The following is a 6,150-nucleotide window of genomic DNA, read 5'->3' on the forward strand; positions in this document are numbered from 1 at the left end:
GGGCGCCGGTCAGGGCCGTAGGTCCCGCCTCGCGCGGGCGTCATGACCCGTCCCCGGCGTCCGTGGCGACTCCCCGGACGACGATCAGCGGGGCCGGCGAGTGGTAGAGCAGGGACTGGCTGACCGCGCCCAGAGTGGACCCTACCGGCCCGTCTCCCCAGGCGGCCACCACCGCGAGCTGCGCCGCGCGGGAGCGGTCGAGCAGGACGGACCTCGGCTCACCGTGGACGGTCTCGCAGTCGGCGGTGACCCGGGGTACCGCAGGGCCTGCCGGGTGACCGCCTCGTCCAGCCGCCCGTCGTCGCGGTCGCCGGACTCCGGCTCGATCACCCGGACGGCGAGCAGGCGGGCGCCGCGGTGCTGCGCGCAGTCGAAGGCGTACGCGAGGGCGGAACGGGAGCTGGACGAGCCGTCGAAGCCGACGAGCAGCGGCCCGGGCGGGGCCGGCCTCGGTCACCGTCACGTGCGTCTCCACCACGTGCGGCGAGCACGTCACGTACGCGACCAGGCCGCCCGGCCGGGCCGCCCGCAACGCGGCGGTGAGCAGTTCGCGCTGCAACCGGGTCAGCGGCGGCAGGTCCGACGGCTGGCGGCGCCACCGCGACTCCGGGCGGCGGCGCAACGCGCCCAGCCCGGTGCACGGCGCGTCCACGAGCACCCGGTCGAAGTGCTCCTCCGGCAGCTTCGGGTCGCTGCCTACGCTGCGCCCGTCGGTGTGCAGCACCGTGACCGGCAGCCCACGGGTGGCCTGTTCGACCAGCCGCGCCCGGTGCTCGGCCACCTCGACCGCCGTCAGCCGCGCGCCACGGGTCGCCGCGAGCGCACCGAGCAGGCCGGACTTGCCGCCCGGACCGGCGCACAGGTCCAGCCACCGGCCGTCCGGGCCGTCCAGCGGCGCCGCCGCCAGCGCGTCCGCCACCAGCTGGGAGCCTTCGTCCTGCACGTGCGCGCGGCCCTCGGCGACCGCCGCCAGGTCACCCGGCGCGCCGCCGGGCAGGTACACCGCGTACGGCGAGAACGCACCGGGTGCGCCGCCCACCTCGTCGGCGAGCGCCACCGGATCGGCCAGGTCCGGCCGGGCGCACAGGTGCACCGGCGGGCGCTCGTTGTCCTCGATGAGCAGCCGGGTCGTCTCGCCCATGTCGCCGCCGAGCGCCTCGGCGAACGACCGCACGATCCACTGCGGATGGCTGTACGCCAGCGCGAGGTGCCCGATCGGGTCGGTCTCCTGTCCCGGGGCGAGCTTGGCCACCCAGGCGTCGGCGTCCCGGCTGGTGATCTCCCGCAGCACCGCGTTGGCGAACCCGGTGGCGCCCGGCCCCACGGACCGGACCAGGTCCACGGTGGACGACACCGCGGCGTGCGCGGGCACCCGGGTGTGCAGGATCTGGTATGCCCCCAGCCGTAGCGCGTCGCGCACCGGCGGGTCGATGCGCTGCACGTCCCGCCCGCCGCGTCGGTGACGATCGCGTCGAGCGTGCCGGTGTGCCGCAGCGTGCCGTAGGTCAGCTCGGTGGCGAACGCGGCGTCCCGGCCGGTCAGCCCGGCCTCGCGCAGCATCGCCGGGAGCACCAGGTTGGCGTAGGCGTCGTCGCGGTGCACCGCCGCGATCGCCTCGTACGCGATCTGCCGGGGCAGGTCGACTGCCGGACGGGCCGGACGCCCGCCCCGCCGATCCCCACCGAACCGGTCCCCGCCGCGCCGGTCGCCGCCGGGCCGATCCCCGCCGCGCCGGTCGCCGCGCTCACGGTCACCGCCGAACCGGTCGCCGGCCCGCCGATCCGCCGCGGGCCGGTCGGCACGCTGCCGGTCGCCGCGCCGGCGGTCGCCGAACCGGTCGTCGCCCCGCCGCTCGCCGCCGGGCCGGTCGCCGTGCTCACGCGCGTACCCCCCGGGACGCTCGCCCTCGGCGGGCCGGTCCGGGCGCGACGGCCCCGTCACGCGAACACCTCGCCGGCGGTGACCCGGGCGCCGCGCGCCCAGTCGCCGGCGGGCATGGCCTTCTTGCCGGCGGCGCGTACCTCGCCGAGGCGCACCGGCGTGGTGGCGGTGCCGACGAGCACGCCCGACTTCTCCACGTGCAGCTCCCCCGGCTTCAGCTCCGGGCCGTCGCCCACCGGCGTGACCGGGCCGAGCTTGACCCGGTCGTCGCGGAACGTGGTCCACGGGCCGGGCGCGGGCGTGCAGGCGCGGATGCGCCGGTCCACCGCGAACGCAGGGTCGCCCCAGCGGATCCGGGCGTCCTCCACGGTCAGCTTCGGGGCGAGCGAGACGCCGTCGGCGGGCTGCGGCACGGCGCGGGCGGTACCGGCGCCGATCGCGTCGAGCACGGCGACCAGCAGCCCGGCACCGGACTGCGCGAGCCGTTCCAGCAAATCGCCGGAGGTGTCGGCGGGGCGGATCTCGTCGGTGACGGTGCCGTAGACCGGGCCGGTGTCCAGCCCTTCCTCCAGCTCGAAGACGCTCGCCCCGGTCAGCTCGTCGCCGTGCAGCACGGCGTGCTGCACCGGCGCGGCGCCGCGCCAGGCGGGCAGCAGCGAGAAGTGCAGGTTGATCCAGCCGTGCCGGGGGATCTCCAGCGCCACCGGCGGCACCAGCGCGCCGTAGGCGACCACCGGTACGCAGTCCGGCGCCAGCTCGCGCAGCCGGTCGAGGAACTCCGGCTCGCGCGGACGGGCCGGGGTGAGCACCTCGACGCCGTGCGCGTCGGCCCACGCGCCGACCGGCGAGCGGGCCAGTCCCCGGCCCCGCCCGGCTGGGGCGTCGGGCCGGGTGACCACGGCGAGCAGCTCGTGCCCGGAGGCGGCGATCGCGTCCAGGGCCGGTACGGCGACCGCGGGGGTGCCGGCGAAGACCAGGCGCATCCGGGTCACCGCCCCAGGCCGAACGGGTTGCCGACGGCGTGCGGACTGAGCTTGACGGTGGGCGGCGCGGCCTGGTCGTACCACTCGGCCTGGCGGATCGCCTTCATGGCCTCCTTGCGGCCGGCCGGGTCGAGCCGGTCGACGAAGAGGACCCCGTCGAGGTGGTCGGTCTCGTGCTGCACGCAGCGGGCCATCAGGCCGGTGCCGACGATCTGCAACGGGTCGCCGTAGCCGTTGAAGCCCTTGGCGATCACGTTCTGCCGGCGCTTGGTGTCGAAGTAGAGCCCGGGGATGGACAGGCAGCCCTCCGGGCCGTCCTGTTCCTCGGAGTCGGGGAACTCCAGCACCGGGTTGACCAGGTGGCCGAGGACGTCGTCGACGTCGAAGGTGAACACCCGCAGGCCCACCCCGAGCTGGGCGCGGCCAGGCCGGCGCCGCTCTGCTCGCGCATCGTGTCGGTCAGGTCGGCGATCAGCTTGCGCAGCTCGACGTCGAAGTCGACGACCGGGTCGGCCGGCGTGCGCAGCACCGGATCGCCGAACAGACGGATGGGCTGGACGGTCACTCGGCGTGGCTCCTTGTCTGGGTCGAACGATGCCCGTCCAGTCTACGGAGTCGGCCCGGCCGCCCCGGGTCGCGTACCGGGAACGGTGACCGGGGCCGCCTCCCGCCCCCACCCGCACCGGCAGCGTGGCGTGACCACGCAGGGTGAGCCGGACCCGCCGCTCCGGCCGGCCCGCCACCGCCAGCCCGGGCACCCGGCGCAGCAGCAGCGGGAACGCCACCTGGGCCTCCAGCCGGGCCAGCGCCGCGCCGAGGCAGTAGTGCGGCCCGGCGCCGAAGGACAGCGGCGCGATCTGCGCCCGCCACGGGTCGAAGCGGGCCGGATCGGGATAGCGGCGCGGATCGCGGTTGGCCGCGCCGAGCAGCACGATGACCCAGCTCTCCGGCGGCAGGTCGACGTCGCCGTACCGGGACGGCGCGGTGCTCATCCGCGAGGTGAGCTGCACCGGCGAGTCGTAACGCAGCAGCTCGTCGACGTACGCGGGCGCGAAGTCCTCCCGCTCGCGCAGCGCCGCCGCGGCGCGCGGATGGTCCAGCAGCGCCACCAGTCCGTTGCCGAGCAGGTTGGTGGTGGTCTCGAAGCCGGCCACCAGCAGCACGATCAGGTTGGCCAGCAGCTCGTCGCCGGAGAGCCGGTCGCCGCCGTCGTGGGCCTGGACCAGCGCGGTGGTGAGGTCGTCGGCCGGGGCCCGGCGGCGGGCCGCCACCAGCTCGGTGAAGTAGCTCCGCAGCTCGGCCGCGCCCCGGTCGGCCACCGCCAGCTCGTCGGCGGTGATCTCCGGTTCGAGCACGCCGGTCAGGTCGGTGGCCCAGCGCCGGAACAGCGGCCGGTCCGCTGCCGGCACGCCGAGCAGCGCGCAGATCACGCCGACCGGCAGGGGGTACGCGAACGCGGCCATGAAGTCGACCGGCCCGTCGGCGGCGAGCATCCCGTCGACCAGCTCGTCGGCCTGCGCCCGCACCACGTCCCGCATGGCGGCGATCCGGCGCGGGGTGAACGCGCCGGCGGCCAGCCGCCGCATCCGGCTGTGGTCGGGCGGGTTGGTGCGCAGCATCGACCGGGAGATCGACAGCGCCGCCGGGCTCTCCCGCCAGCCGGGCATGAACTGGTCGCGCAACGCGTCGTCCATCACGCCGAACCGGGCGTCGCGCAGGATCGCGTCGGCCTCGGCGTAGCCGGTGACCACGTAGAAGACCGGCCCGGCCTGGACCACCGGGCCGTGCGCGCGCAGCCGCTCGTAGGTCGGATAGGGGTCGAGGCGACCCTCGGGGGACATCAGCAGCGCGAGCGCGTCGGCAGGGTCCACGATTCCGCCTCCCCAGGCATCGGAGACCCTCATCATGCTCCGTGCCGCCCGATCGGGGTCAACCCGTGACGGCGAGGCGGCGGTCAGACGCCGGCGCCCGGCTCCCCGGCGAGCACCGGACCACCACCGAGCAGCGCGTGCTCCGGCAGCGGCATCGTGATGCCGTGCGCGTCCTCCCAGTCGTGGATCAGCCCCGGCGGGCCTGCGCGGTGAAGAAGTCGAGCGCGCTGATCCCGCCGACCACCGGTTCCTCCACCTCGGCGACCAGCCGGGCCGGGACCATCGGCAGCCCGGCGCGCACCGCCGCGCTGAGCCGCCGGTGCCCGTCCACGACGAAGAAGTACTCGCCGGTGTAGCCGATGCTCAGCGGCTCCGGCTCCTCGCCGCTACCGGCCGCCCCGGCGGCGGCGTCGGAGTCCCACAGGCCGCGCAGCGCCGACACGTCCTCCGTCGGGTACACCCGGTTCGGGTCGAGCAGCAGCAACGGCTGGCCGGCGCGCAGCACGTCCGCGCCGAGGCGACCCTCGTAGACGTCGATGACGTGCGCGATGACCTGCTCCGGGTTGGCCCGGGTGGTGTCGCAGACCAGGTCGTAGTTGCGCAGGCGGGCCTTGTCCACGCCGTACCGGACGATGAACCGGCCGCGCTCGCTCTCGCTGCGTTCGCGCAGCTTGGCCCGCGCCTCCTCCAGCGAGGTGTAGCTCTCGGCCGGGCCGGACGGGCGGGCCAGCACGCGCCGGGCCGCCTCGGTCGGCTCGGTGATCATGTGCACCTTGAGCGCGTCGGTGAAGAAGTGCCAGGCCAGGCGGGAGTCCATGACCAGGACTCACCCGAGGCGGCGATGTCGCGCTGGAGCTGGTCGACGTACCCGTCGACGGCCTGGTCCAGCTCGGCGTGCAGGTTGAGCTGGAGGGCGGTCATCTGCCGCTCCTGGGCCATCTGGCGGTAGAGGTCACCGACGCTGACCCGGCGCAGCCCGAGCCGCTTGGCGATCTCGACCGAGACGGTGCTCTTGCCACTGCCGAGGTCACCGTTGAAGACGATCGACTGACGAACGGTCACGACTGGTCCATCCTGCTCACGGCTGACTGACGACATCGAATCCGTGTCGGCCCGACGTGCTCTGGCACCCGCCGCGCCGCGTCCCGCGCGGGGAAACCGCGCGGCTGGGCATGACGGGCGATGCTATCACCGCCCGCTACTCGACTGCCGGACCAGGTGTGCGTCAAACCCAGCTCACGACCGTGTGCGAGGGCCCGCGTGCGCAGTGTCACGCGGCTGCCTCCGATCAGAACAGGGTGAGCGGATCGACCTGGAGGCGTACCGGGTCGACCGCCTTGCGGGCGCTGCGCTGCCCGGCGGCGGCGTGCAGCGCCTCGGCCATCGCGGCGGCCCGGGACCGGGGCACGCGAACC

The 6,150-nt window shown here is 75.4% G+C and carries 2 protein-coding genes and 4 pseudogenes; all 6 read right to left on the minus strand.

The features are described 5' to 3' along the window. Window positions 1-141: 141 nt before the first annotated feature. Complete coding sequence (locus KSK32_RS00350; protein WP_254186881.1) at window positions 142-429, minus strand: universal stress protein; 288 nt, start codon at window positions 427-429, stop codon at window positions 142-144. Window positions 430-445: 16 nt separating this feature from the next. Continuing rightward, window positions 446-1,941, minus strand: a pseudogene (locus KSK32_RS00355) (RsmB/NOP family class I SAM-dependent RNA methyltransferase); the annotation flags it as partial. Next, window positions 1,938-2,864 carry a methionyl-tRNA formyltransferase gene (fmt, locus tag KSK32_RS00360; protein WP_216927940.1) on the minus strand — a complete coding sequence of 309 codons (927 nt, stop codon included), beginning with the start codon at window positions 2,862-2,864 and terminating at the stop codon, window positions 1,938-1,940. The gene fmt and the pseudogene KSK32_RS00355, both read right to left, overlap by 4 nt. 5 nt (window positions 2,865-2,869) lie before the next feature. Then, window positions 2,870-3,429, minus strand: a pseudogene (def, locus tag KSK32_RS00365) (peptide deformylase). 103 nt (window positions 3,430-3,532) lie between these two features. Further along, window positions 3,533-4,768, minus strand: a pseudogene (locus tag KSK32_RS00370) (cytochrome P450); the annotation flags it as partial. A gap of 50 nt (window positions 4,769-4,818) precedes the next feature. Beyond that, window positions 4,819-5,797, minus strand: a pseudogene (locus tag KSK32_RS00375) (AAA family ATPase). Window positions 5,798-6,150 lie beyond the last annotated feature (353 nt).

Origin of the sequence: Micromonospora sp. WMMB482 (assembly GCF_019038635.1) — a bacterium.
GTDB lineage: Bacteria > Actinomycetota > Actinomycetes > Mycobacteriales > Micromonosporaceae > Micromonospora > Micromonospora marina.